The organism is Mycobacterium sp. NGS50, from assembly GCF_059812545.1.
This window is the reverse complement of the sequence record NZ_JCALCW010000038.1, coordinates 1-23,299: the sequence shown is the minus strand read 5'-3', so window position 1 is coordinate 23,299 and position 23,299 is coordinate 1. Positions and strand designations below refer to the sequence as shown.

The 23,299-nt window shown below is 67.2% G+C and carries 20 protein-coding genes and 2 pseudogenes; 12 read left to right on the top strand and 10 right to left on the bottom strand.

Annotated elements, in window-relative coordinates; genetic code table 11:
* The first annotated feature begins 314 nt into the window (after positions 1 to 314).
* From AC5Y36_RS21905 to AC5Y36_RS21890, 4 genes are all read left to right on the top strand, one after another.
* A complete protein-coding gene (locus AC5Y36_RS21905) occupies positions 315 to 854 on the top strand; it encodes a DUF3558 domain-containing protein (protein WP_500043087.1) in 540 nt (179 codons plus the stop codon).
* A 26-nt stretch (positions 855 to 880) separates the two neighbouring features.
* Positions 881 to 1,399 carry a DUF3558 domain-containing protein gene (locus AC5Y36_RS21900; protein WP_500043086.1) on the top strand — a complete coding sequence of 173 codons (519 nt, stop codon included), beginning with the start codon at positions 881 to 883 and terminating at the stop codon, positions 1,397 to 1,399.
* A gap of 66 nt (positions 1,400 to 1,465) precedes the next feature.
* On the top strand, positions 1,466 to 1,969 hold the full coding sequence (gene gjpA, locus AC5Y36_RS21895; protein ID WP_500043063.1) for an outer membrane porin GjpA: 504 nt from the start codon (positions 1,466 to 1,468) through the stop codon (positions 1,967 to 1,969).
* 222 nt (positions 1,970 to 2,191) lie between these two features.
* Positions 2,192 to 2,680 carry a MarR family winged helix-turn-helix transcriptional regulator gene (locus AC5Y36_RS21890; RefSeq protein ID WP_500043062.1) on the top strand — a complete coding sequence of 163 codons (489 nt, stop codon included), beginning with the start codon at positions 2,192 to 2,194 and terminating at the stop codon, positions 2,678 to 2,680.
* A 140-nt stretch (positions 2,681 to 2,820) separates the two neighbouring features.
* Here AC5Y36_RS21890 and AC5Y36_RS21885 read toward each other — a convergent pair whose 3' ends face one another.
* The 3 genes from AC5Y36_RS21885 to AC5Y36_RS21875 all read right to left on the bottom strand — a co-directional run bounded on the left by AC5Y36_RS21885 (position 2,821) and on the right by AC5Y36_RS21875 (position 5,288).
* The gene (locus tag AC5Y36_RS21885) at positions 2,821 to 3,630 is read right to left on the bottom strand and encodes a sulfotransferase family protein (RefSeq protein WP_500043061.1); all 810 of its coding nucleotides are present in this window, start codon (positions 3,628 to 3,630) and stop codon (positions 2,821 to 2,823) included.
* Between the two features lie 88 nt (positions 3,631 to 3,718).
* Positions 3,719 to 4,222 carry a SixA phosphatase family protein gene (locus AC5Y36_RS21880; protein WP_500043060.1) on the bottom strand — a complete coding sequence of 168 codons (504 nt, stop codon included), beginning with the start codon at positions 4,220 to 4,222 and terminating at the stop codon, positions 3,719 to 3,721.
* Between the two features lie 25 nt (positions 4,223 to 4,247).
* Positions 4,248 to 5,288, bottom strand: coding sequence for an FAD/NAD(P)-binding protein (locus AC5Y36_RS21875; RefSeq protein WP_500043085.1), 1,041 nt, complete (start codon positions 5,286 to 5,288; stop codon positions 4,248 to 4,250).
* Between the two features lie 550 nt (positions 5,289 to 5,838).
* Between AC5Y36_RS21875 and AC5Y36_RS21870 the strand changes: the two genes are divergently transcribed.
* Together AC5Y36_RS21870 and AC5Y36_RS21865 are read left to right on the top strand one after the other, a co-directional pair.
* The gene (locus AC5Y36_RS21870; RefSeq protein ID WP_500043059.1) at positions 5,839 to 6,984 is read left to right on the top strand and encodes a metallophosphoesterase family protein; all 1,146 of its coding nucleotides are present in this window, start codon (positions 5,839 to 5,841) and stop codon (positions 6,982 to 6,984) included.
* Positions 6,981 to 9,596, top strand: a complete 2,616-nt coding sequence (locus AC5Y36_RS21865) for an AAA family ATPase (RefSeq protein ID WP_500043058.1) — start codon at positions 6,981 to 6,983, stop codon at positions 9,594 to 9,596. The genes AC5Y36_RS21870 and AC5Y36_RS21865 overlap by 4 nt, the downstream gene beginning before the upstream one ends.
* Here the strand turns inward: AC5Y36_RS21865 and AC5Y36_RS21860 are convergent.
* The 5 genes and pseudogenes from AC5Y36_RS21860 to AC5Y36_RS21840 all read right to left on the bottom strand — a co-directional run.
* Positions 9,586 to 11,284: pseudogene (locus tag AC5Y36_RS21860) on the bottom strand (ABC transporter family substrate-binding protein); the annotation flags it as partial. The gene AC5Y36_RS21865 and the pseudogene AC5Y36_RS21860 overlap by 11 nt on opposite strands.
* 6 nt (positions 11,285 to 11,290) lie before the next feature.
* Entirely contained in the window at positions 11,291 to 13,123 is a 1,833-nt protein-coding gene (locus AC5Y36_RS21855; RefSeq protein ID WP_500043057.1) for an ABC transporter ATP-binding protein, read from the bottom strand.
* A complete protein-coding gene (locus AC5Y36_RS21850) occupies positions 13,120 to 14,007 on the bottom strand; it encodes an ABC transporter permease (RefSeq protein ID WP_500043056.1) in 888 nt (295 codons plus the stop codon). Before AC5Y36_RS21850 ends, AC5Y36_RS21855 begins: the two co-directional genes overlap by 4 nt.
* The gene (locus AC5Y36_RS21845; protein ID WP_500043055.1) at positions 14,004 to 14,981 is read right to left on the bottom strand and encodes an ABC transporter permease; all 978 of its coding nucleotides are present in this window, start codon (positions 14,979 to 14,981) and stop codon (positions 14,004 to 14,006) included. The genes AC5Y36_RS21850 and AC5Y36_RS21845 overlap by 4 nt, the downstream gene beginning before the upstream one ends.
* Before the next feature lie 170 nt (positions 14,982 to 15,151).
* The gene (locus AC5Y36_RS21840) at positions 15,152 to 16,414 is read right to left on the bottom strand and encodes an IS110 family RNA-guided transposase (protein ID WP_500043054.1); all 1,263 of its coding nucleotides are present in this window, start codon (positions 16,412 to 16,414) and stop codon (positions 15,152 to 15,154) included.
* 403 nt (positions 16,415 to 16,817) lie between these two features.
* On the opposite strand from AC5Y36_RS21840, the gene AC5Y36_RS21835 reads away from it, so the two are divergent.
* Positions 16,818 to 17,309, top strand: coding sequence for a beta-class carbonic anhydrase (locus AC5Y36_RS21835; protein ID WP_500043053.1), 492 nt, complete (start codon positions 16,818 to 16,820; stop codon positions 17,307 to 17,309).
* Here AC5Y36_RS21835 and AC5Y36_RS21830 read toward each other — a convergent pair whose 3' ends face one another.
* Positions 17,310 to 18,038 (bottom strand): TetR/AcrR family transcriptional regulator, encoded by a 729-nt coding sequence (locus tag AC5Y36_RS21830; protein WP_500043052.1) that lies wholly within the window; start codon positions 18,036 to 18,038, stop codon positions 17,310 to 17,312.
* A 194-nt stretch (positions 18,039 to 18,232) separates the two neighbouring features.
* Between AC5Y36_RS21830 and cysD the strand changes: the two genes are divergently transcribed.
* The 4 genes from cysD to AC5Y36_RS21810 are packed head-to-tail and all read left to right on the top strand — an operon-like array spanning position 18,233 to position 22,277.
* Positions 18,233 to 19,189, top strand: coding sequence for a sulfate adenylyltransferase subunit CysD (gene cysD, locus AC5Y36_RS21825; RefSeq protein ID WP_500043051.1), 957 nt, complete (start codon positions 18,233 to 18,235; stop codon positions 19,187 to 19,189).
* Entirely contained in the window at positions 19,189 to 21,042 is a 1,854-nt protein-coding gene (cysC, locus tag AC5Y36_RS21820) for an adenylyl-sulfate kinase (protein WP_500043050.1), read from the top strand. Before cysD ends, cysC begins: the two co-directional genes overlap by 1 nt.
* Positions 21,039 to 21,767, top strand: coding sequence for a 3'(2'),5'-bisphosphate nucleotidase CysQ (locus AC5Y36_RS21815; RefSeq protein ID WP_500043049.1), 729 nt, complete (start codon positions 21,039 to 21,041; stop codon positions 21,765 to 21,767). The genes cysC and AC5Y36_RS21815 overlap by 4 nt, the downstream gene beginning before the upstream one ends.
* Positions 21,768 to 21,797: 30 nt before the next feature.
* Positions 21,798 to 22,277, top strand: a complete 480-nt coding sequence (locus tag AC5Y36_RS21810; protein ID WP_500043048.1) for an Rrf2 family transcriptional regulator — start codon at positions 21,798 to 21,800, stop codon at positions 22,275 to 22,277.
* A 10-nt stretch (positions 22,278 to 22,287) separates the two neighbouring features.
* Here AC5Y36_RS21810 and AC5Y36_RS21805 read toward each other — a convergent pair whose 3' ends face one another.
* Positions 22,288 to 22,677: a VOC family protein gene (locus AC5Y36_RS21805; protein ID WP_500043047.1), complete on the bottom strand. Its 390-nt coding sequence runs from the start codon at positions 22,675 to 22,677 to the stop codon at positions 22,288 to 22,290.
* A gap of 121 nt (positions 22,678 to 22,798) precedes the next feature.
* Between AC5Y36_RS21805 and AC5Y36_RS21800 the strand changes: the two are divergent.
* Positions 22,799 to 23,299 (top strand): annotated as a pseudogene (locus AC5Y36_RS21800) (IS30 family transposase); the annotation flags it as partial.

Here is a 23,299-nt window from a genome sequence, read left to right as displayed (position 1 = left end):
CGGCGTATGAAACCGCACAGTCAAAGCCGCAAGCATGGGCGCCCTGCGGAGGCTGGCCGCCAAGGCGGTGGACTGGCCGTTTCGGGCTGGGCGGCAGGCGCTGGCCGAGGCGCGTTGACGTTCCGTGAGCCCACCGCGGCTGTGCGGTTTCATCCGCCTGCCGCGGCGTGTCGCGTATGAATCCGCACGCTCGCTGCCAAACGCCGCGCCGACACAAACCGACTGGTCAGCGGCACGTCGTGGTTGACGCTGCGGGTGGACGCTACAGTGCATCGTGTGACGAGCAGTGGGTGCGCGTAGCGGTGCGGTTCAAGATGATGCCGCTGGCCTTGATGACCGCGGCAGTGGCCGCGCTGGTCGCCGGATGTTCGGATTCGGGCGACTCGAACAATGGACCCGCGGTACCGACGACGTTCGCGCCCAACGCTGAAGGCAAGCACGGCCCCTTCTTCCCGCAGTGCGGCGGTGTCAGCGACCAGACCATCACCGAGCTGACCAAGGTGACCGGATTGGTCAACACCGCGCAGAATTCGGTGGGCTGCCAGTGGCTGGCCGGTGGTGGCATATCCGGCCCACACTTCTCCTTCTCCTGGTACCGCGGTAGCCCGATCGGGCGGGAACGCAAGACCGAGGAGCTCTCGCGCGCCAGCGTCGAGGACGTCAACATCGAGGGCCACGGCGGTTTCATCGCCATCGGTCAGGAACGCAGCCTGGGTGACAGCCTGTGCGAGGTCGGCATTCAGTTCGACGACGACTTCATCGAGTGGTCGATCAGCTTCGCGCAGAAGCCATTCCCCGACGCGTGCGAGGTGGCCAAGGAATTGACCCGGCAATCGATTGTGAACTCCAAGTGAGCCGCCCGGTGGTGCGCGCGGGCGCGATGGTGCTGGCGGTGCTGAGTGCGTTACTGGTGATGACCGGCTGTTCGAGGGCGGTCAACGGCAAGCCCGTCAAAGCCGGAGCCGGCGACCGCAACAACACCTCCGAGCAGATGTATCCCAACCTGCTCAAAGAGTGCGAGGTATTGACCACCGACATCCTGGCAAAGACCGTCGGTGCCGACCCGCTGGACATCCAGAGCACCTTCGTCGGCGCGATCTGCCGCTGGCAGGCGGCCAACCCGGCCGGGCTGATCGACATCACCCGGTTCTGGTTCGAGCAGGGCAGCCTGAACAACGAACGCAAGGTCGCCGAGGGTCTGAAGTATCAGATCGAGACCCGCCAGATTCAGGGTGTCGACTCGATCGTGATGCGGCCGGGCGACCCCAACGGGTCGTGCGGGGTGGCCAGCGATGCCGCCGGCACGGTCGGCTGGTGGGTGAACCCGCAGGCACCCGGTATCGACGCCTGCGGGCAGGCCATCAAACTGATGGAACTGACGCTGTCCCGCAACTTCTGACGGGCAAGGCACGCGCTTTATTGCGGGAGCGCCGCGACGACCAGGCCCAGCGCGGCCGCGCGCGCGGTGAGCACGTCATCGAACATGGTCGATGGAATGCTCAACGGCGCCGACCTCAACCTCGATTCGCTGCTGCCGGCGATCAACGACGCGGGCCTGCTGCCTGAAGGGATGTCGCTGACCGCGCTGGACTTCGCCTTCGGTGGGCTGCTGAGCCCGGGCATCGGGTCGGGTGCCGGGGATCAAGGCACCTACACCTTCGCCGACGGCACCGAGGTGGCCCCGGTCGGCGGGTCGATCTTCAACAGCCTGGGCCTGACCCTGACCGGTGTCCCCGTCCTGGGCACCCTCACCCTGGATAGCCATGCGATCGGCCCGATTGCCGCGCAGGAGCAGTGGTCGCAGGTCGTCGGGGTGTTGCTCGGCGACAACTGGGACGGCAAGAACGCGGTCCAGACGCCGCCGCTGTTCGGGCTCGACCCGATTGTGGCGGACGATGGCGGTGTGAGCACCGCGGCGCTCGACCTGGCCGACGGCGGTTGGCTCTCCGACCTGTTCGCGAGCCTCTGACCTGAGCCCGGGGTCAGCTACCCACGGGTAGTTTCCGGTTGAAATATCTGGTTCAAAACGAATCTTTCCTGATGGGCTCGCGAATATCCCTGTGACCATTGCGATCGCGCGAGACCGGTGGTTGTCGACGCCGATTCTCGCTGGGTGCATTGGCCAAGGAATGCGGAATTTGTATCCATTTCAGCAACGTTGGCACGGCGTCGTTCGGTATCCTCGCTCGCCGTGGACCAGACGGACCATCCAATGCCCCGGCTGCCGGGCCTCGACAGCGTGGAACAGCGAAGCTGGCAACAGTTCCTCGCCTGTTCGTTCAATCTTGCGGGCGTGCTGAACGTGCGCCTGATGGACAAGCACAATCTCTCCCTGCGCGATGTGATGGTGCTCGAACTGCTCAGTAAGCCAGAACGCCGAGGGCGCCGTATCGCGGAGATGGCCGCAACACTGCGGGTGACGCCAAGTCGCTTGGGATTACAACTGCGCCGCCTGGAGGAGCAAGGCTTGGTCACCCGCAGCCCGTACCGGCGTGACCCGCGCGGAATGCTGCCACGCATCACCGGTGAAGGCCACGCGCGGTTGCATGCCGTCCTCGAGACCTATGCAGAAGGCGTCCGCGTCCACTATCTGGATCAACTGCCGCGTGAACAGATAGCGAGTCTGACCGATAGCTGCCGTCGGATCAACACCCCGCTGAGGATTCAAGGCTTGGCGTAAGAATCGCGACGCTGCCACCTGTTCGGCCACCGACAGATTCTGGTATGGCGCCTTGCTATTGCGACATAGGTTATTGTGCAACGCAATTCAGCATACCAACGGCATGGACTTCGACACGAGGAACACCCGCAGCAGCGGTATCAGACGATGTGTAACCCATCGGGAATTCGGCCCGGGTCACGCCAGAATGCATCGTGGACGAATCTGTTGAACAGATCTGGCGGCAGTACCGTTTCGCGCGGCTCGGCCCTGACCGTGCTGGCTACGGTGTGCAGCCCTGGGGTGCCCGCGCGTTCGTCGAACTCGGTGACGTCGTAGTCGACATGGTCAAAATCGTGATTGAAGGCGTCCTCGCCCAGAAACTTGTAGACCGCGTCCATTGTCTTGGCGGGGTCGGTGGTCAAGGTCTCATACTGGACCAGCATCAGGCGGTCTCGTTGTGCGCCGTAGCAGGCTTGTTTGAGCGCATCATAGGGAGCGCCGACCATGCCATCCTGCGCGGCTACCCCGTTGGCGCGGGTATAGACCGTGCCGCCCGGCTGGTAGTTGAAGATCGATGACGGGGTAAAGACGTTTCGCTGGATGATGCGTTCGATGCTGTCGATCACCCATGGCATCTCGCGCACGCAGGCAATCACTTTCGCCTCGGGGAACAGCCGGGCGATCGCCGGCATCCAGGCGCACCATGCGCGGCTGGTATCGAAAATCACCTCGGCATGGGAATCCGCATAGTAGTTGTCGAACAACCCATGCAGGATGCGTTGACGTTTCGCATCGTCGATGAACACAGAAAACTCGTTGCGCGCACTCATCTGCTCCAGCAGGGCGCCGAACAGACCGGCTAGTGGGCCGGACATCCCAGCTTCGAAACGAGGGTTCTGCTTCAGCAACGCAGCCAGGAGAGTTGACCCTGAGCGTGGCATGCCCGAGATGAAATGGATGGATGTCACAGGGCACCGTCCTTAACGTCCTGGACCGTCGGCTACCCGCGGCTGGTGTGCTGATGATGGTAGACCCAGGATGCCGGGGTCGTCCGCGTTAGCGCGGCACGTGAAACCCGACCAGCGCCGCCGTGCCGAGTTCGACATGCTTCCACCGGCGCGACACCTGCAATACCGCGAGTGCCGACGTCGGGAACTTGGCGGAAATATTCGCAGCGCTGACGGGGTCGGTACCCTCGCCGGCCAGCCCGAGGGCCAACTGCGACATCGTCGGCTCATGGCCGATCACCAGCAAGGTGTGAACCTCGTCGCCGACACCGTTGATCTCGCCGAGGACGGTGCCCGGTGCGGCGTCATAGAGCTGGTCGGCGTAGCGCACCGGGGCGTGGATGCCGGTGCGCACGAGGGTCTGTCGGGTGCGGGTGGCCGTCGAACACAGCACCTGGTCGATGGTCGGGAGGTTGGTGCGCAGCCAGTCGCCGGCCAGCGCAGCCTCCCGGATGCCGCGTGGCGCCAACGGCCGGTCGTGATCGGCGACACCGGCCGGATAGGTCGACTTCGCGTGGCGCAGCAGCACCAGGGTGCGGGGGGATTGGCTCACCCGTCCACGGTAGAGCAGTGCTCGACTACGACGAGCTGCCGTAACACATCCACAACGGCAACACCGCGTTCAGGTAATCCATGAACTTCTGTAACCCGACCCGGTACTGGCCGTAGCCCAGCGGGTCGGGCCGGTATTCGGGAAAGGCGATGCCCAGCCCGAAGAGGCCGGGCGCGATGATGCCGTTGGTGGGGTTGTATTCCAGCTGGCCCCAGGGTTTGACCTCGGGCAGTGTCCGTCGTTCGAACCCGACGGTGTAGACCACGCGATCGCACTCCGCGAGCCTTGCGTCGAAATCCGGACCGTCGACCCAGCATCGCTCGAGTCGATCCGGATGGGGGCCGTCGATATTCTCCCGAGCCCACAGCGCGGCACGCCCCTTGAGGCCGGTGTCGTCGAACAGAATCCAATCTTTCAGGTAGACAGCGTAAGTCAACGGGCTGCGATAGAAGTTGATCACGCGCTCGACGGGGCAGGCCAACAGGTTGGGCAGCGCGATCATCGAGGAATGAGACGAGCCGAACACCGCGACCGTCGACCCCTTCAACCGTTGCTGTGCAAGCTTTGCGGGGTCGAGTGCGACGTCGATCGGAATCTCGTCGAGATGGGGGAACGACAGTCTCTTGGGGGTTGCGCCGATCGCCAGCACCACCTTCTCGGAAGCCAGTTGCATCCGCTCGGTTTCGATCAGCCATTTCCCGTTTTCCAGGCGCAGTGCGGTCGCCGTCGTCTGAAAGGCGTTGACGCGGGCACGCAGATGCTGGGTGATCCACACCAGCGGATCAGCGATCAGCGCCAGGGGGCACGTCTCGTCCGGGTCGAATTCGTCCAACGCGAACCGCGGCGCTGCGGCGTAGCGGAAGGCCGCCGAGCTGTTCAGAAAGCTGCGGAACAGGCAGACCTGGGTGTTGCTCCACACCGCACGCCATTTCTGGCCCAGATCACCCGCCTCGAAAGACGGGTCGATCCAGGCGATGGACGGTGCGCGTACCCCCTCATCGAGCAGCCTGCCGACCGCGGCAATCCCGGCGGGGCCGGCTCCGATGACCGTCCAGTGATACGTCATCACGTCCTCAAGGTTGCATTGTCCGGTTCGCAGAGTGGCGCATCGGCCATCGCGCCTCCATTTTCACGTCCAGCTTCTTCTGCGGGAAGGTAGTGCACCTTGCCTGTGGATGCGCGACAGCTGGCGGAGGTCATTTGCCGTGGATGCCGGACGCTGGCCAGCAACGCGGGGCTGCGGGTGGAAAGTACCTGCGGCGCCGGTCCGCTGGTCGGGGTTGTGGGTGCCCGCGACGGTCGCCCCAATGTTTTGCTCAACGTGAGTTTTTGAAGTCGTGGCGCAACGGCTGCGGTTGGTTCGCGGCGCCCGACGGGGACACCGCCCCGGCGGCGACGTCGCGCCCCCTGATAGCGCCCGCGATATCAAATTCCGACACCGCCGCAGCTCTTCCTCACCGGGGCGAACGTGACTGGTGGGGCCCCTGATACTCGAGTGCCTAGCGGCGATCCCCCCCTTTCCGGACCTGCCGATCGAGGTCCGAGGAGTTGTCGGATGCCGGTCCTACACTCGCGATGCCCGGTCCAAGACGGGCACCAGAACCAGGGGAGTGACGATGCGGTTTGTGCACACCGCCGACTGGCAGCTCGGCATGACGCGCCACTTCCTGGCCGGCGACGCCCAACCACGGTATTCGGCGGCCCGTCGCGACGCGGTGGCCGAGCTGGGAGCGCTGGCCGCGCAGACCGGCGCCGAGTTCGTCGTGGTCTCCGGCGACGTCTTCGAGCACAACCAGCTCACCCCGCAGGTCATCAGCCAGTCCTTGGAGGCGATGCGCACCATCGGGGTCCCGGTCTACCTGCTGCCCGGCAACCACGACCCGCTGGACGCGTCGTCGGTGTACACCAGCGCGCTGTTCACCGCCGAATGCCCGGACAACGTCAAGGTGCTCACCACCACCGCAGTGCACCCGGTGCGGCCCGGTCTACAGATCGTTGCCGCGCCGTGGCGGTCCAAGCGGCCAACCACCGACCTGGCCGCCGATGCGCTGCAAGACCTGCCGGCTGACGGCACCGTGCGGATCCTGGTCGCACACGGCGGCGTCGACGTCCTCGACCCGGACCCGGGCAACCCGGCGCTGATCCGGCTCGCCGGGCTGGAGGATGCGTTGGAGCGCGGCGCGGTTCACTATGTCGCGTTGGGCGACAAGCATTCCCGCACCGAGGTGGGGGAGACGGGGAGGATCTGGTATTCCGGTTCTCCGGAAGTCACCAACTTCGACGACATCGAATCCGACCCCGGCCACGTCCTGATCGTCGACGTCGACGACGCGAGCGGCGCGGTGAGCGTGGATACCCGTGACGTCGGTCGCTGGCGATTCCTCACGCTGCGCTACCAGCTCGACACCAGCCGCGATGTCACCGACCTCGACGTCAACCTGGACCAGCTGAGCGACAAGGACCGCACCGTGCTGCGGCTGGCCTTGACCGGCACGCTCAGCGTCACCGACCGCGCCGCACTCGATGAATGCCTGAACAAGTACGCGCGGCTGTTCGCCGGCCTGGACACCTGGGAGCGCCACACCGACCTGGCAGTGCTGCCGGCAGACGGCGAGTTCGACGACCTCGGGATCGGCGGGTTCGCCGCGGACGCCGTCGATGAGCTGGTCGCGGCCGCGCGCGCCGGCGACGACGACACCGCCCACGACGCCCAGGCCGCGCTGGCCTTGCTGTTGCGGCTCACCAACAGGGGTGCGGCGTGAAACTGCATCGGCTGGTCCTGGCCAACTACCGCGGAATCGCCCACCGCGAGATCGACTTTCCCGACACCGGCGTGGTGGTGGTGTCCGGCGCCAACGAGATCGGCAAATCCTCGATGATCGAGGCGCTAGACCTGCTGCTGGAATCCAAGGACCGGTCCAACCGCAAGGACGTCAAGGACGTCAAACCGACCCACGCCGACGTCGGCTCGGAGGTCACCGCCGAAATCAGCACCGGCCCATACCGGTTCGTCTACCACAAGCGCTTCCACAAGAAGGCGGAGACGCAGCTGACCGTGCTGGCGCCGCGCCGCGAGCAGCTCACCGGCGACGAAGCCCACGAACGTGTCCGCGCCATGCTGGCCGAGACGGTGGACACGCAGCTGTGGCGAGCCCTACGCGTGTTGCAGTCGGCGTCGACGGACGAAGCGGATCTGAAGGGGTGCGATGCGCTGTCGCGCGCACTCGACGTCGCGGCCGGAGATGTCGTCACGCTCAGCGGCAGCGAACCGGCGCTGATCGAGCGGATCGACACCGAGTACCTGCGCTACTTCACCAAGACCGGACGTCCCACCGGCGAATGGGCCACCGCAATCTCGGCCCTCAAGGATGCCGACGCTGAGGCGACGCGGTGCGCGCAGCTTCTCGCCGAGGTCGACGACCGGGTGACTCGCCACGCCGAGCTCACCGCGCACCTTGGCCAGCTCGCCGAAGAGCAACACGGCGCCGACGCGCGTTGTACCGCAGCGCAAGCCGCCGCCGACCGCATCGCCGAACACCGCGACCAACTGCGCGAAGCGCAGCTGGTCGCTCAAGCAGCCGAGGCCACCAGCAGCGCCGCGGCGGCCGCGCACGCCGAGCGGATGCGGCTGGCCGATGAGCTCGACACCCGCACCGCGGCGGTTACCGCACTGGAGACAGCGGCGGGCGTGGCCGCAGACGAGCAGTCCGCGGCCGGCGATGCCGCCGCGGCCGCCGACGCCGCCGTGCTGGCGGCCGACAACACCCTGACCGAGGCAACAGCGCGCGTTGCACAGACCCGACGCGTTGTCGACCAGCTCGCCCACCGGGACGAGGCGCAGCGTCTGGCCGCCCGGCTCGCCACGATCGACAGCACCCGAAGCGAGTGCACTCAGCTCGACACCGAGCTGCACCAGATCGTGGTGACCGAGGCGATACTGCGCCAGATCGAAGACGCGGCGGCCGCACTCGACCGGGCCGAGGCGTCGCTGACGGCCATCTCGGCGACCGTGGAGTTCACCGCCGCCGCCGACCTCGAGCTGGTGATCGGTGGTCAGCGCACGGCGCTGCCGGCAGGGGGCAGCTGGTCGGCCACCGTCACCGCCGCCACCGAAGTCGATGTTCCCGGCCTGCTTCGTGTGCGGGTCACCCCCGCCGACACCACCCGCGACGCCCACGCCAAATATGCCGCAGCTCAACAGGAGCTGTCGGCTGTACTGTCAGCGGCGGGAGTGCTCGACGTGGCCGCAGCGCGCGACGCCGACCAGCGCCGCCGCGACCTGCAGGGCCGCCGCGACCAACTGGCCGCCGCCCTGGCCGCGCTGGGCGGCGACGACGACCTGGACCAGCTGCGTGCCCGCCTCACCCAGCTGGAAGCCGAGCGGTTCGACGCCGGAACCGACATCAGCGTCGAGGACGCCCGCGCCGAACGCGACGCCGCCGAGACGCTGCGCGCCCAGGCGGCCGCGGAGTGCGAAACCGCCCGGAAGGCCGCCTCGGCCGCCGCGACCCGACTCACCGAGACCGCGACCCGAGCAACCCTGCTGCAGGACAATATTGCCGGCCAGCGCGCCGAACGCGACGCCGTGGCGCAGCGGCTCGCAGGGCACCGCGAATCAATCAGCGACAACGACCTGCAGACGGCCGCGGACGGCGGCGAGAAGACCTTGCTCAGCGCCCGGCAGCGGGTCGCCGAGCTGTCCGAGCGGCTGGCCGCTGCCACTCCCGACGCGGTTGACACCGAACTCGCCGACGCGGCGGCGGACGCACAAGCGTTGCGCGACCGGCACACCCAGGCCGCCAAGGATCTGCACGCCGTGGAGGTCGAACTCGCGGTCTTCGGCACCGAGGGCCGCAAGGGACAACTCGATGCCGCCGAGTCCTCACGCGAACACGCCGCCGCCGAGCACGACCGGGTCGGCCGTCGTGCCCGCGCCGCCCAGCTGTTGCGTTCGGTGATGACCCGACACCGCGACACCACCCGGCTGCGCTACGTCGAACCGTTCCGCGCGGAGATCCAGCGGCTCGGCCAGCCGGTCTTCGGGCCCGACTTCGAGGTCGACGTCGACAGCGATCTGCGCATCTGCACGCGCACCCTGGACGACCGCACGGTGCCCTACGAATCGCTGTCGGGCGGCGCCAAGGAACAGCTCGGCATCCTGGCCCGGCTGGCGGGTGCGGCGCTGGTGGCCAAGGAGGACAGCGTGCCGGTGCTGATCGACGATGCGCTGGGCTTCACCGACCCGGACCGGCTCACCAAGATGGGTCAGGTGTTCGACATGGTCGGCGCACACGGACAGGTGATCGTGTTGACCTGCACACCGGCCCGTTACGACGGCGTGCAAGGCGCTCACCGCATCGAGCTCAGCGCATGAACCCGATTGCGGTGTAGTCCAAGTCGGCCAGCCCGGGTGCGCCGTAATTGGCCAGCGAGCTGCGCACCGCCACATTGCCGGGGGTTTGGATCAGCGGCAGGCTGAAGCCCTCCGCCCACACCAACTTGTCGACCTCATTGGCCAGCGCCTGCGCCTTGATGGGGTCGAGCTCGGCGAGCGTCTGCTCGATCTTCGCGTCGATCTCGGGACTGCCGATCTTGCCGAAGTTGCCTTCGCCGTGCGAGGCATAGATCTGGGTGAGGCCGGCCAGCGGGAAAGCGTCACCGACCCAGCTGAATTGGGTGATGTCGAAGTCACCGACGTTGATGTAGTTGCTGAAGAAGCCGCTGCCGGATTTGGCATCGAGTTCCAGCTTGACGCCGATCTGCGCCAGGCTGTTCTGCGCGATCTGGCCGAACTGCCGGGTGGTTTTCGCGTCGTAGAGCACGTCGCGGATCACCAGCTGACGGCCGTTCTTCTCCCGGTACTGGCCGTTGAGTTTCCATCCCAGCGCGTCGAGTTCACGCTTGGCCCGCTCCGGGTCGTAGGGGATGCTGTTGTCGGCGTAGCCGTCCTGGCCGGCGACGTAGATGTGGTTGTTCAACGGCACCGGGTCCGCGGTCAGTCCGCGTTCGGTCACCTTCGCGATGATCCCGCGATCGATGCCGCGGGTGATGGCCAGCCGCAGCGCCTTGTCGGCCAGGATCGAGCCGGGCGCCCCGTTGAAGGTGAAATGCGTCCAGCTGGGTGTGGGTGCACGCCGGATCGCGATGCCTTTGGTGCGTCGTGCGATGGTCAGCTGGTCGAGGCTGCCCACCCCGGTGGCATCGATCGTCTTGTTCTGCAGCGCCGGCAGCCGGGCACTGTCGTCGAGCACCAAGTAGGTGATGTTCTCCAGCCTCGGCCGCGTGCCCCACCACGTCGGGTTACGGGCCAAGGTGATGCGCTGGGAGCCGCGATCCACGTCGGTGACGATGAACGGTCCGGCCGACGGCCCGGGTCGCTGCAACTGCCCCTTGTTGAACGCCTCGGGGGTTGCGGTCATGCTCTTGGGCAGCAGCATGCCGTTGCCGGCGAACATGCCGCGCCATTCGGCGTACGGTTTGGCGAACGTGATCACGGCCTGCCGGTCGTCGACACCGCGCCGCACCGACGCCACCCGGTCGCTGCCGTTGAGGCTGGCGATGGCGAACTCGCCATCGGCGCCGCTGGTGGCGTGGATCTGGCTGGCGATGTCCTCCCAGGTCAGCGGGGTGCCGTCGGACCAGGTCGCCTTCGGATTGATGGTGTAGGTGACCACCTGCGGATTGGTGCCGGTGAGCTCGACGTTGGTGAAGTAGTCGGTGTCGACGGTCGCCGACCCGTCCGCGGCGATGGTGAACGCCCGCGGCATGGTGGCCTTGAGCATCGACGCCGTCTCCGCGAGATTGCCGTCGATGTGCAGCGTGTTGAAGTTGGGTGGCAGGTCGGTGAGGGCCAGTCGCAGGCTGCCGCCGTCGCGCAAGGTGGCGGGATCCTGCGGGTTGACGTCGCTGCTGGAGCCCACCTCCGCGGCGCCGTCGACGGACACGTCATAGTCGCTGGCCGAACAGCCGGCCAGCACCAGGGCCAGCGCCGCCACCACCACGCTGACTCTGCGCCCAGGGCGGCGTCTTCTCGACAAACCTCGCCCTGGACGCAGAGTCAACCTGGTGCTAGTCATGTTTGGGCTCCGGTTGCGGGACCGCGGCCAGCAGTCTCCGGGTGTACTCGTGCTGGGGCCGGCCGAACACCTCGTCGGCGTCGCCCTGTTCGACGATGACGCCGCGATACATCACCGCCACCCGGTGGGCCAAATGCTTGACCACCGAAAGATCGTGCGACACGAACAGATACGACAGCCCCAGCCGCTGTTGCAGATCCAACAGCAAGTTGATGACCCCGGCCTGGATGGAGACGTCCAGCGCGGACACCGGTTCGTCGAGTGCGACGATCTTGGGCTGCAACGCCAACGCGCGCGCGATGCCGATGCGCTGCTTTTGCCCGCCGGAGAACTCGGCGGGGTAGCGGCTGGCGTCAGCCCGGCGCAATCCGACCAGTTCCAGCAACTCGGCCACCCGCGCGTCGGTGTCGGTCTTGCTGGATCCGTTGGCATGTAAGGGTTCGGCGATCAAGTCGAAGACCGGAAGCCGAGGATCCAACGACGCCACCGGATCCTGAAAGACGACCTGCAGGTCGCTGCGCACCGCCCGGCGCCGGCCGGCGTCCAGGGTGGCGACGTCGGTGCCGAGCACCTCGATCGACCCCGACTGCGGCGCCGTCAAAGCCAGGATCTGGTGCAAGGTGGTGGACTTGCCCGAACCCGATTCGCCGACGATGGCCAGCGTGCGCCCTTCCGGCAACTCGAAGCTGACACCGTCGACGGCGCGGACCTCGCCGACGTTGCGGCGCAGCAGCACCCCCTTGGTCAGCGGATAGGACTTGACCAGATCACGGACCCGCACCACCGTCGGCGCCGGACCGCCCGCCGGAGGGGGCGGGGCGGTGCTGACCTGGAAGATGTCGGCGGCGCTGCGGCCGTCGACCTGCGCGGTGCGGATGCACGCCGCACGGTGACCTGGCGCGACCTGCACCAGATCCGGCTCCGCGGAGCGGCATTCGTCGATCACCAGCGGGCAGCGCGGCGCGAACGGGCAGCCGGGATCCAGCCCGACCAGCGACGGGGGCGCACCCGGGATCGGCACCAGCCGGGTTCCCTGCGGGGCGTCCAATCGGGGCACCGACCCCAAAAGGCCGACGGTGTAAGGCATCCGGCGATCACGGTAGAGCTCGGAGACCGGGGCATCCTCCACCACCCGCCCGGCGTACATCACCAGCGCCCGGTCGGCGAATTCGGCGACCACACCCAGATCATGGGTGATGATCAGCACCCCGGCGCCGGTCACGTCGCGGGCCGTCTTGAGCACATCGAGGATCTGCGCCTGCACGGTCACATCCAGCGCGGTGGTGGGCTCGTCGCAGATCAGCAGGTCAGGATCGTTGGCGATGGCGATGGCGATCACCACCCGCTGCCGTTCACCACCGGACAGCTCATGTGGGAACGCGCGGGCCCGCTGCTGCGGATTAGTGATCCCGACGAGCTCGAGCAACTCGATCGCCCGCTGTCGGGCGGCGCGGCGGCCGGTGGGCTGATGCACGCGGATCGCTTCGGCGATCTGATCGCCCACCGTGTACACCGGCGTCAGCGCGGACATCGGATCCTGAAAGACCATGCCGATCTTGTTGCCGCGGAACTGCGACATCTCGGCGTCGTCGAGACCCCGCAGCTCGGTGCCGTGCAACCGGACCGATCCGGAGACGGTGGCGTAGTCGGGCAGCAGGCCCATCACCGCCATCGCCGCCGCGGACTTGCCCGACCCGGATTCGCCGACCATCGCCACGACCTCGCCGGGTTCGACGTGATAGCTGACCCCGCGCACCGCGGTCACCGGATCTGTGTCGGTGGGGAAGGTGACGGCCAGGTCGGCGACCTGCAGCAGCGGGCTCATCGGCGCCGCCGCAGGTTCTGGCTGCCCGGGTCCAGGGCGTCACGCAGCCCGTCGCCGGCCAGGTTGGCGCACACCAGGATCAGGATCAGCGCCCCCGCCGGGAACAGGAACACCCACGGGAAGGTGGCTGCGGATTCGGTGCCGTCAGCGATCAGGGTGCCCAGTGACACGTCGGGTGGCTGGATGCCGAAACCGAGGAAGCTCAAACTGGTTTCGGCAAGGATCGCCACGGCGACGTTGAGGGCGGTGTCGATGATCAGGATGGAGGCGACGTTGGGTATCACGTGATGGCTGATGATCCGGCGGTTGGCCACGCCCATATAGGTTGCGGCGCGGATGAACTCGCGTTCACGCAGGCTCATCGTGAGTCCTCGCACCATCCGGGCGCTGACCATCCAGCTGAACGCGGCCAGCAGGATGATGAGTGCGGCGAGGTTGCCGGAGCCCTTGGTGCGCGCCGAGACGATCGCGATCAGGATGAAACCGGGCACCACCAGCAGCAAGTCGACCAGCCACATCAGGGCGCGGTCCCGCCAGCCGCCGAAGAAGCCGGCGACCGATCCGACAGTGGCCGAGATGGCGGTGGAGACGAACGCCACGCAGACACCGATCAGCATCGATTTCTGCATGCCGCGCAGGGTTTGCGCCAGCAGATCCTGGCCCAGCGCGTTGGTGCCGAACCAGTGTCGGGTGTTCGGCGGTACCAGCAGCGCGTCGTAGTCCAGCTCGTAGTAGCTGTAGGGCAGCAAGTGCGGCAGCGCGTAGCAGGACACGAACATCAGCGCCAGCAGCAGCAGGGAGCCGACCGCGGTGCGGCTGCGCCAGAATCGGCGCAGCACCAGCGCGCGCCGTGAGACGAAGGCGGGCTCAGCAGCGGTGGTCATGACACCCGTACCCGGGGGTCGAGGACGGCGTAGATGACATCGGAGAGCAGGCCGGCCAACAACACCACCGTGCCGGTGAACACCGTGAGCGCGGCAATGATGTTGGTGTCCTGGGTCGACACGCCCTGGATCAACCATTCACCCATGCCGTGCCAGCCGAAGATCTTCTCGATGAACACCGCGCCGGTGACCAGCCCGGCCACGCTGTAGGCGAACAGCGTGGCCATCGGAATCAGTGCGGTGCGCAGACCGTGCTTGAGCAGGGCGCGGCGCCGGGTCAGGCCCTTGGCCCGGGCGGTGCGGATGAAGTCCTGGCCCAGCACGTCGAGCATCGCGTTGCGTTGGTAGCGGCTGTATCCCGCGGCGGACATCAGCGCCAGGGTCAGGGTCGGCAACACCAGGTGCTGGAATCGGTCGACGAACTGCGGCCAGACGCCGCCGGTGACACCTGGGGACGTCTCCCCGATGTAGTCGAACAGTTGCAGGCCCGATGCCCAGTTGATCCGCAGCGCGGCCATGATCGCCAGGCTGGCCAACACGAACGACGGCGTGGACAGCACCAACAACGCCGCCATCGTGATGGCCCGGTCGCTGATCCGGTACTGCCGGATCGCTCCCCAGGCGCCGAGGACCACGCCGAGCAGCGTGCCGACGACCGAGCCGATGGTCAGCAGCCGCAGCGTGACCCCGATGCGTCGGCCCAACTCCGCGGACACCGGCTGGCCGCCGACGGTGACGCCGAAGTCGCCGTGCACGGCGTCAGATACCCAGTGCGCGTAGCGCAGCGGGATCGGCTTGTCCAAACCCAACTGGGCGGCTTTGGCGTCGATCACCGACTGCGGCGGGCGCGGATTGCGCTGCATCAGGCTGTCCAGCGGCGCGAACGACAGCGAGGTGAGGCAGAACGTCAGAAACGACACCAGCGCCAACAACACCAGGTAGTTGAGCACCCGGCGCGCCAGGAACCGGGTCACGGACGAATCCCCGGCGCGTGCGGCATGGCCACAGGGTAGAGGGTGCGGTCGCCGCGGCGGGCGTCGGCACACCCGGCGATCGCTGCTAATCCGAAAATGATCGTGAGTTGACGTTTGGAGCCCGCGCGGTATCAGCCGTCGAGGTGGCGGTGGCTTGATGGGTGGTGTGGTCAGGCTGCTGGGGTGAGGGTGACGGTGTAGCCGAGGGCTTCGAGTTGTCGGATGTGGTTGCGTTTGGCGATGTCGGGGTTGCGGTGTTTGGCGAAGTGGTCGGAACCCAGGTCGGTGAATCGGGTGTCTTCGTCGGCGAGTAGGTGCCAGATGATGACCAGGATGGAGCGTCCGATGGCCACGATTGCTCGTTTGTTACCGCGTCGTCGTGCGATGCGCCGGTAGCGTTCTCCGAGGAAGGTGTCGGTTCGGGCGGCGACGACGGCGGCTTCACCCAAGACTGAGGCCAGGTAGCGGTTGCCGTGTCCGGTGGAGCCGTTTCCCTTGGTCTTGCCGGCTGAGGAGTTGATTGCAGGGGAGAATTTCGCCCACGAACACAGATGTCCGGCGGTCGGGAAGCGCGACATGTCGGTCCCGATTTCAGCGATGATGCGCGCTGCGGCGGTCAGTCCGATGCCGGGGATCTCATCTAGGCGTGCCGCCGCCGCGGCGAAAGGGGCCAGATGCGCCTCGATTTGTTCGTCGATGGCGGCGATGTCGGCGCTGATGCCGTCGATGCGGGCCAGCATCCGGGCCAGCAAGAACCGGTGATGGTTATCGAAGTGGCCGTTGAAGGCCTCTTCGAGGCGGTCGATCTTGCGCCGCAGCTGGGTACGGGCTAGCTGCGCGAGCTGTTTGGGGTCGTGTTCCCCGGCAATCAACGCCGCCATCATCGCCCGCCCGGACACCCCGAAGATGTCGCAGGCCACCACCGAGAGTTTGATGCAGGCGTCTTCGAGGAGCTTTTCGACCCGGTTCTTCTCCGCAGTGCGTGCTGTGACCAGGTCGACGCGGTACCGGGTCAGATCCCGCAGCCGCCGGATCGGCCACGGTGGCACGAAGCTGGCGCGCAGCATCTGGCGTTCGGCGACCTTGCACAGCCAGACCGCGTCGAGGACATCGGTCTTGGGTCGACCCGGTAAGTGTTTGACGTCGCGGGCGTTGACCAGCCACGGCTCCAGCCCGTGGGCCTCGAGCAGGTAAAACACCGGTTTCCAGTAATCGCTGGTGGCCTCCATCACCACCCGTTCGATACCGAGTTCCACGAGCCGGTTGGCCAGCTCGGTCAACGACCGGGTCATCGTCGAATGGGTCGTGACTTCCTGCAGCCGGGTCCGGCCGGTACCGGGCAGTCGTACACAGCACACCACCTCGGCTTTGCCGATATCCAGTGCCGCGACCCGGGCGATGATCTGCTCCTCGTCATGGGATTCCTTCAACATCGCCGTTCACCTCCGTTCACCAAACGATGTGTGACTTACGGGGTGGCCGCCCGTGGAATCGCAAGGCGAACAATAAAATCTAATCCGCGTGCTCGAGTGAACGGCAACAGTGAAGGGCCCATAACGCGATCCCAGCGCCCGGCTGAAATACGGCCTTCGAGGACCACGCAGCGACGACGTCGCAAGGCGACCACCCACCCATTTTCACCCCGGAACGGGCGACCCGACAGGGTCATATTGGCTGAAATCGACGTCCAGATTGACCTATAGCCCCGAGAACGGCGGGTTTGGCCAAAAAAGACGTCGATCTCAGCAGCGCCGTTGGAATTTGCCTGAGGCTAACCCGTGAAATCGACGGCGGCGAAGATTAGCATCGCCCTCGCCGCAACCCGAGGAGTGAGCCATGACGGTGACCGACGACTATCTGGCCAACAACGATGCCTATGCCGGCAGTTTCCAGGGTCCGCTGCCGCTGCCGCCGAGCAAACATGTCGCGGTCGTGGCCTGCATGGATGCCCGGCTCGACGTCTATCGCGCGCTGGGGATCAACGAAGGCGAAGCGCATGTCATTCGCAACGCGGGCGGTGTCGTCGCCGAGGACGTGATCCGGTCGCTGGCCATCAGTCAGCGGTTGCTGGGGACTCGGGAGATCATCCTGATCCACCACACCGACTGCGGCATGCTCACCTTCACCGATGACGACTTCAAGCGGGCCATCCAGGAGGACACCGGAATCCGGCCGGCCTGGGCCGCCGAGGCGTTCCCGGACCCGGCCGAGGACGTCCGTCAGTCCCTGCGCCGCATCCAGTCCAGCCCGTTCATCACCCTGACGGAATCGTTACGCGGGTTCGTGTTCGACGTCGCCACCGGCCGCCTCAACGAGGTCGCCGGATAGTCACCGCTTGGCGTGGGCGGTAGCTCCGGTCTCCACCGCAAGCATGAACACCGTCATGTCGGCGATCAGGTTGTCGACGCTGCGCAGTTGCGACGGCTCGTAGTCGTGCAACCAGTCGGCGACCATCTCGAAGAGTCCACCGATGCACGCGACCGCCAGCGGGTGAAAGTCGATGGTGATCTCGTCGCCGACCCCGGCCGCGGCGCGGTTGCGCTGCCACACCGCCTCGACGAACGCGGTCGACGAACGCCGCGTCGCCCGGCGTTGGGCGGCAATCCGCCGGGAGATGCCCGCGGCGTCACCGAAGCCCACCATCATCACGCGGGGATCGTCGACCAGCGCGTGCACGAAGGTGGACAGCAGCCGGTGCACGGTGTCGGCGAGGTCGGCGCCGTCCTCGCAGGCCTGCTGGAACTCCTCGGCTACCGCGTCTTCGATGCGGCCGCCGATCTGGTTGTGTAGCGCCAGGTAGCAGTCCTCTTTGCTGTCGAAGACCTCGTAGAACGCCTTGTTGCCGACGTAGGCGCGCTGACAGATCTCTTCGATGGACGCCTTGGCATAGCCGTCCCGGGCGAACAGCCCGAACGCTGCGTCCAGGATTTGCTCACGGCGCTGGGCGCGGCGCTGCTCGGCGTCCAGTCCGCGGATCTTGCGAGTGCCCAGTGACCCCGACGGCGCCCGGTGCACCTCGGGCCTCTTCGGCCCGGACGAACGGGGAGGAGTGCTCATGGCGCCGCAGTGTAGCCATCCCGCAACGCATCCGATAGGTGCCACGACTGACGTTCGCCAGGAAAATCCACATTGTTAACGGCAAGGACAACTGCAACGACGAGACGGCGCCATTGACAGGCCGCCGTCAGACCCGCATAATTTCCGGTTATGCTCATAAATATGGTCAATTCTACCAACTTAACCGAGTTACTGTGACCTCGGCGGAAGCAACGGCCCCGCTGGCCGGCCACGAAGACGGCGGCCCGGTTCCCGGGCAATACGAGCTCACCCACCTGCGTTCGCTGGAGGCCGAGGCCATCCACATCATCCGCGAGGTGGCCGCCGAGTTCGAGCGCCCGGTGCTGCTGTTCTCCGGCGGCAAGGACTCGATTGTGATGCTGCACCTGGCGGTCAAGGCGTTCCGCCCGGGCCGGCTGCCGTTCCCGGTGATGCACGTCGACACCGGCCACAACTTCGACGAGGTGATCAGCACCCGCGACGAACTGGTCGAGCAGACCGGTGTGCGGCTGGTGGTGGCGTCGGTGCAAGACGACATCGATGCCGGACGGGTCGTCGACAACGGCCCGTCACGCAACCCGCTGCAGACGGTGACCCTGCTGCGCGGAATCCGGGAGAACCGGTTCGACGCGGCGTTCGGCGGCGCGCGCCGCGACGAGGAGAAGGCCCGGGCCAAGGAGCGGGTGTTCAGCTTCCGCGACGAGTTCGGTCAGTGGGACCCCAAGGCGCAACGTCCGGAGCTGTGGAACCTGTACAACGGCCGGCACCACAAGGGTGAGCACATCCGGGTATTCCCGCTGTCGAACTGGACCGAGTTCGACATCTGGTCCTACATCGGCGAAGAGAACATCGCGTTGCCGCCGATCTACTACGCACACCGGCGCCCGGTGTTCCAGCGCGACGGCATGTTGCTGGCCGTGCACGAACACATGCAGCCCCGCCCCGACGAGCCGGTGTTCGACGCGACCGTGCGGTTCCGCACCGTCGGTGACGTCACCTGCACCGGCTGCGTCGAATCGACGGCCGCCACGGTGGAGGAAGTGATCGCCGAGACCGCGGTGTCGCGGCTGACCGAACGCGGCGCGACGCGCGCCGACGACCGCATCTCGGAGGCCGGGATGGAAGACCGCAAACGGCAGGGGTATTTCTGATGTCCGCCGCAACCACGTTACTGCGCATCGCGACAGCCGGATCCGTCGACGACGGCAAGTCCACCCTGATCGGCCGGCTGCTCTATGACTCCAAGGCCGTGATGGAGGACCAGCTGGCCTCGGTGGAGCGCACCTCCAAGGAGCGCGGTCACGACTACACCGACCTGGCGCTGGTCACCGACGGGCTGCGGGCCGAACGCGAACAGGGCATCACCATCGATGTCGCGTACCGCTACTTCGCCACGGCCAAGCGAAAATTCATCATCGCCGACACCCCGGGACACATCCAGTACACCCGCAACATGGTGACCGGGACATCGACCGCGCACCTGGCGATCGTGCTGGTCGACGCCCGGCACGGGCTGCAGGAGCAGTCGCGCCGGCACGCGTTCCTGGCGTCGCTGCTGGGGATTCGCCACATCGTGCTCGCCGTCAACAAGATGGACCTGATCGACTGGGACAAGGCTCAATTCGAGGCGATCCGCGACGAGTTCCACGCCTTCGCCACCCGACTGGATGTACACGACGTCACCACCATCCCGCTGTCGGCGCTGCATGGCGACAACGTGGTGACCAAGTCCGACCGGGCACCCTGGTATGAGGGCCCGGCGCTGCTGAGCCACCTCGAGGAGCTCTACGTCGCCGGGGACCGCAACCTCGTCGACGTCCGCTTCCCGGTGCAGTACGTGATCCGGCCGCAGACCGAGGAGCACCGCGACCACCGCAGCTACGCGGGAACCGTGGCCAGCGGGGTGATGCGTCCCGGCGACGAGGTCGTCGTGTTGCCGACCGGCAAGACCAGCCGGATCACCGCGATCGAGGGGCCGACCGGTCTGGTCGAGGAGGCGTTCCCGCCGATGGCGGTGTCGGTCAGCCTGGCCGACGACATCGACATCTCGCGCGGCGACCTGATCGCCCGGGCGAACAACCAGCCCCGGGTCACCCAGGATTTCGACGCCACCGTGTGTTGGATGGCCGACGCGGCCGCGCTGGAGCCCGGCCGCAACTACATCATCAAGCACACCACGCGCACCACCCGCGCCAAGGTGGTGGCGTTGGACTACCGGTTGGATGTCAACACGCTGCACCGGGACAAGACGGCCACCGCGCTCAAACTCAACGAGCTCGGCCGGATCGCGCTGCGCACCCAGGCGCCGCTGTTGCTCGACGAGTACTCCCGCAACGCCAGCACCGGTTCGTTCATCCTGATCGACCCGGACACCAACGGCACGGTCGCCGCGGGCATGGTGCTGCGCGACACCTCGGCGCGCGCCGCGAGTCCCAACACCATTCGGCACGAGTCGCTGGTCAGCGCCGAGGACCGGCTGTCGCGTGGCCGCACGGTGTGGTTCACCGGGCTGTCCGGGTCGGGGAAGTCCTCGGTGGCGGTGCTGGTCGAGCAGAAGCTGTTGGAGGCCGGCGTGCCGGCCTACGTGCTCGACGGCGACAACCTGCGGCACGGCCTCAACGCCGACCTCGGGTTCTCGATGGCCGACCGCGCCGAGAACCTGCGCCGTCTGGCGCACGTGGCGACGCTGCTGGCCGACTCCGGCCAGATCGTGTTGGTTCCGGCGATCAGCCCGCTGACCGAGCATCGTGAGCTGGCCCGCCAGGTCCACACCGAAGCCGGGATCGAGTTCTTCGAGGTGTTCTGCGACACCCCGCTTCAGGACTGTGAGCGCCGGGACCCCAAGGGCCTCTACGCCAAGGCGCGCGCCGGGGAGATCACCCACTTCACCGGCATCGACAGCCCCTATCAGCGGCCGAAGAACCCGGACCTGCGGCTGACGCCCGATCAGCCCGCCGAGCACCTCGCGCAGCGGGTCGTCGACATGTTGGGTGGGGGCCGGTGAGTGACCACGACCTGGCCGCCACGCTGGCGACCCAGGCCGGAGAGTTGCTGCTGGCAGTGCGCGCCGAGCTGGCCGATGCGAGCCCCGAAGAGCGGAAAGCCGCCGGCGACAAGAGGTCTCATGACCTGCTGATGGCCGAGCTGGCCGCGGCACGGCCCGACGACGCGGTGCTCTCCGAGGAGGGCGTCGACGATCCGGTGCGGTTGCGCGCCCAGCGAGTGTGGATCGTCGACCCGTTGGACGGCACCCGGGAGTTCTCCGAGCTCGACCGGGACGACTGGGCCGTGCATGTGGCGCTGTGGGCCGGGGGCGAGCTGATCGCCGGGGCGGTGGCGCTGCCGGCGCAGGGCGTCACGCTGTCCACCCCCGCGGTGCCGGCGCCGGCGTCGTACACCGGCGCGCCGCGGATCGTGGTGTCGCGTACCCGCCCGCCCGCGGTCGCGTTGGCGGTCCGCGACGCGCTGGAGGGCGAGCTGGTGCCGATGGGCTCCGCGGGAGCCAAGGTGGCCGCGGTGATCCAGGGCCGCGCCGACGTGTACGTGCACGCTGGCGGCCAGTACGAGTGGGATTCGGCCGCACCGGTTGCGGTCGCGCGGGCGGCGGGCCTGCACACATCCCGCATCGACGGGTCCGCGCTGACCTACAACCACGCCGACCCGTTGTTGCCCGATCTGGTGGTGTGCCGCCCCGAATACGCCGGGGCGGTGCTGGCCGCCATCGGCTGATTCCGCGGGCCGGATGGCAGAATCCCCAGCATGCGGATGTCGGCCAAGGCGGAGTACGCGGTGCGGGCGATGGTCCAGCTCGCCACCGTCGATGCCGGCACCCTGGTCAAGACCGACGATCTGGCGCAGGCCCAAGGCATTCCGCCACAATTTCTGGTCGACATCCTGACCGCGTTGCGCACCGATCGCCTGGTGCGCAGCCAGCGCGGCCGTGACGGGGGATACGAGCTGAACCGTCCGCCGACCGAGATCAGCATCGCCGACGTCCTGCGTTGCATTGACGGTCCGTTGGCCAGCGTCCGCGATATCGCGCTGGGCGACCTGCCCTACAGCGGGCCTACCGCGGCGCTGCCCGATGTGTGGCGGGCGCTGCGCGCGAGCATGCGTGCGGTGCTGGAACGAACCACGCTGGCCGATGTGGCCGCCGGTGCGCTGCCGGAGGACGTCGCCCGACTCGCCGACGACTACCGCACCCAGGAACAGCAGCGCGGCCACGGCGGCCCGTCCTGACCGCCGCGGGTCAGGCGCCCGAGCCGTACGGGCGGGTCAGGATCTCCATCGCGTGGCCGGCGGGATCGCGGAAGTACACCCCGCGGCCCCCGTCGCGGTCGTTGATCTCGCCGGGGCGTTGCGCCATCGGGTCGGCCCAGTGCTCGATGCCGCGTGCGGAGATCTTGCCGTAGATGGCGTCGAACTCCTCGTCGGAGACCAGGAACGCGTAGTGCTGCGGCCGGATCTCGTCGTCGTCGGGCATCTCGGCGTAGTCGAGGCTGGCGTCATGGTCGAGACCGACCACCATGAAGCGGCCGAAGGGTTGTGGGTCGGGCAGGCCGAACAGTTCGGCGAGGAAGGCGGCCGACTCCTGCTTGTCGCGGGCGGCGACGATGGTGTGGTTGAAGGAAATGCTCATTCCTCCAGTGTGCCCGGCCGCCAGCGAGCCGGCCCCCGTCCGCCGAGCGTGAAGGTAGGTTCACGCTCGGACCCTCAGCCTCAAGTGATCGCTGCAACACCGACTTGGAGGGTGTTGCGCGATGGGGTTTCGGGAGGCTGGTTCGCATCGGGTGCGGGTGCCAGCAACGGCACGTGACCGGTTTTGGGAGGCGTTGGGCTCGGGGTTGTCGAGGACGGCTGCTGCCACCCGGGCGGGGGTCTCTCATACGACGGGCCTGAAGTGGGCCAGCGCTGGTGGCTACCGCGCTACCAGCAAGTTTTCTGGCATCCGCTACTCGCCGGCCGCGCGTGAGGCGTTCTGGGAGGCGATGAACTCGGGGGCCACTGTGGTCGGGGCCGCGGTGATCGCCGGCGTGTCGCAGCCCGCGGCAACCCGCTGGGTGAAAAAGGCTGGCTATGTGCCTTTGACCCCGCTGCCTGCTGATTACGAGTCCGCCGCAGATCCCGAGTCCGACGACGACGCGGGCCCGGATGGGCCGATGTCGTTCGCCGAGCGTTGCCGCCTGGAGCAGCTGCTGCAGGCCGGTACGTCACCGGCCGAGGCGGCGTGCCTGTTGGGGCGGCATCGGTCCACGGTCTGT

Coding starts and splice junctions, on each gene's coding strand:
- AC5Y36_RS21850 (WP_500043056.1), bottom strand. CDS start 14,007: ATGACCACCGCTGCTGAGCCCGCCTTCGTCTCACGGCGCGCGCTGGTG.
- AC5Y36_RS21905 (WP_500043087.1), top strand. CDS start 315: ATGATGCCGCTGGCCTTGATGACCGCGGCAGTGGCCGCGCTGGTCGCC.
- AC5Y36_RS21855 (WP_500043057.1), bottom strand. CDS start 13,123: ATGAGCCCGCTGCTGCAGGTCGCCGACCTGGCCGTCACCTTCCCCACC.
- AC5Y36_RS21810 (WP_500043048.1), top strand. CDS start 21,798: ATGCGGATGTCGGCCAAGGCGGAGTACGCGGTGCGGGCGATGGTCCAG.
- AC5Y36_RS21840 (WP_500043054.1), bottom strand. CDS start 16,414: ATGTTGAAGGAATCCCATGACGAGGAGCAGATCATCGCCCGGGTCGCG.
- AC5Y36_RS21830 (WP_500043052.1), bottom strand. CDS start 18,038: ATGAGCACTCCTCCCCGTTCGTCCGGGCCGAAGAGGCCCGAGGTGCAC.
- AC5Y36_RS21870 (WP_500043059.1), top strand. CDS start 5,839: ATGCGGTTTGTGCACACCGCCGACTGGCAGCTCGGCATGACGCGCCAC.
- AC5Y36_RS21875 (WP_500043085.1), bottom strand. CDS start 5,288: ATGACGTATCACTGGACGGTCATCGGAGCCGGCCCCGCCGGGATTGCC.
- AC5Y36_RS21835 (WP_500043053.1), top strand. CDS start 16,818: ATGACGGTGACCGACGACTATCTGGCCAACAACGATGCCTATGCCGGC.
- AC5Y36_RS21900 (WP_500043086.1), top strand. CDS start 881: ATGGTGCTGGCGGTGCTGAGTGCGTTACTGGTGATGACCGGCTGTTCG.
- AC5Y36_RS21805 (WP_500043047.1), bottom strand. CDS start 22,677: ATGAGCATTTCCTTCAACCACACCATCGTCGCCGCCCGCGACAAGCAG.
- cysC (WP_500043050.1), top strand. CDS start 19,189: ATGTCCGCCGCAACCACGTTACTGCGCATCGCGACAGCCGGATCCGTC.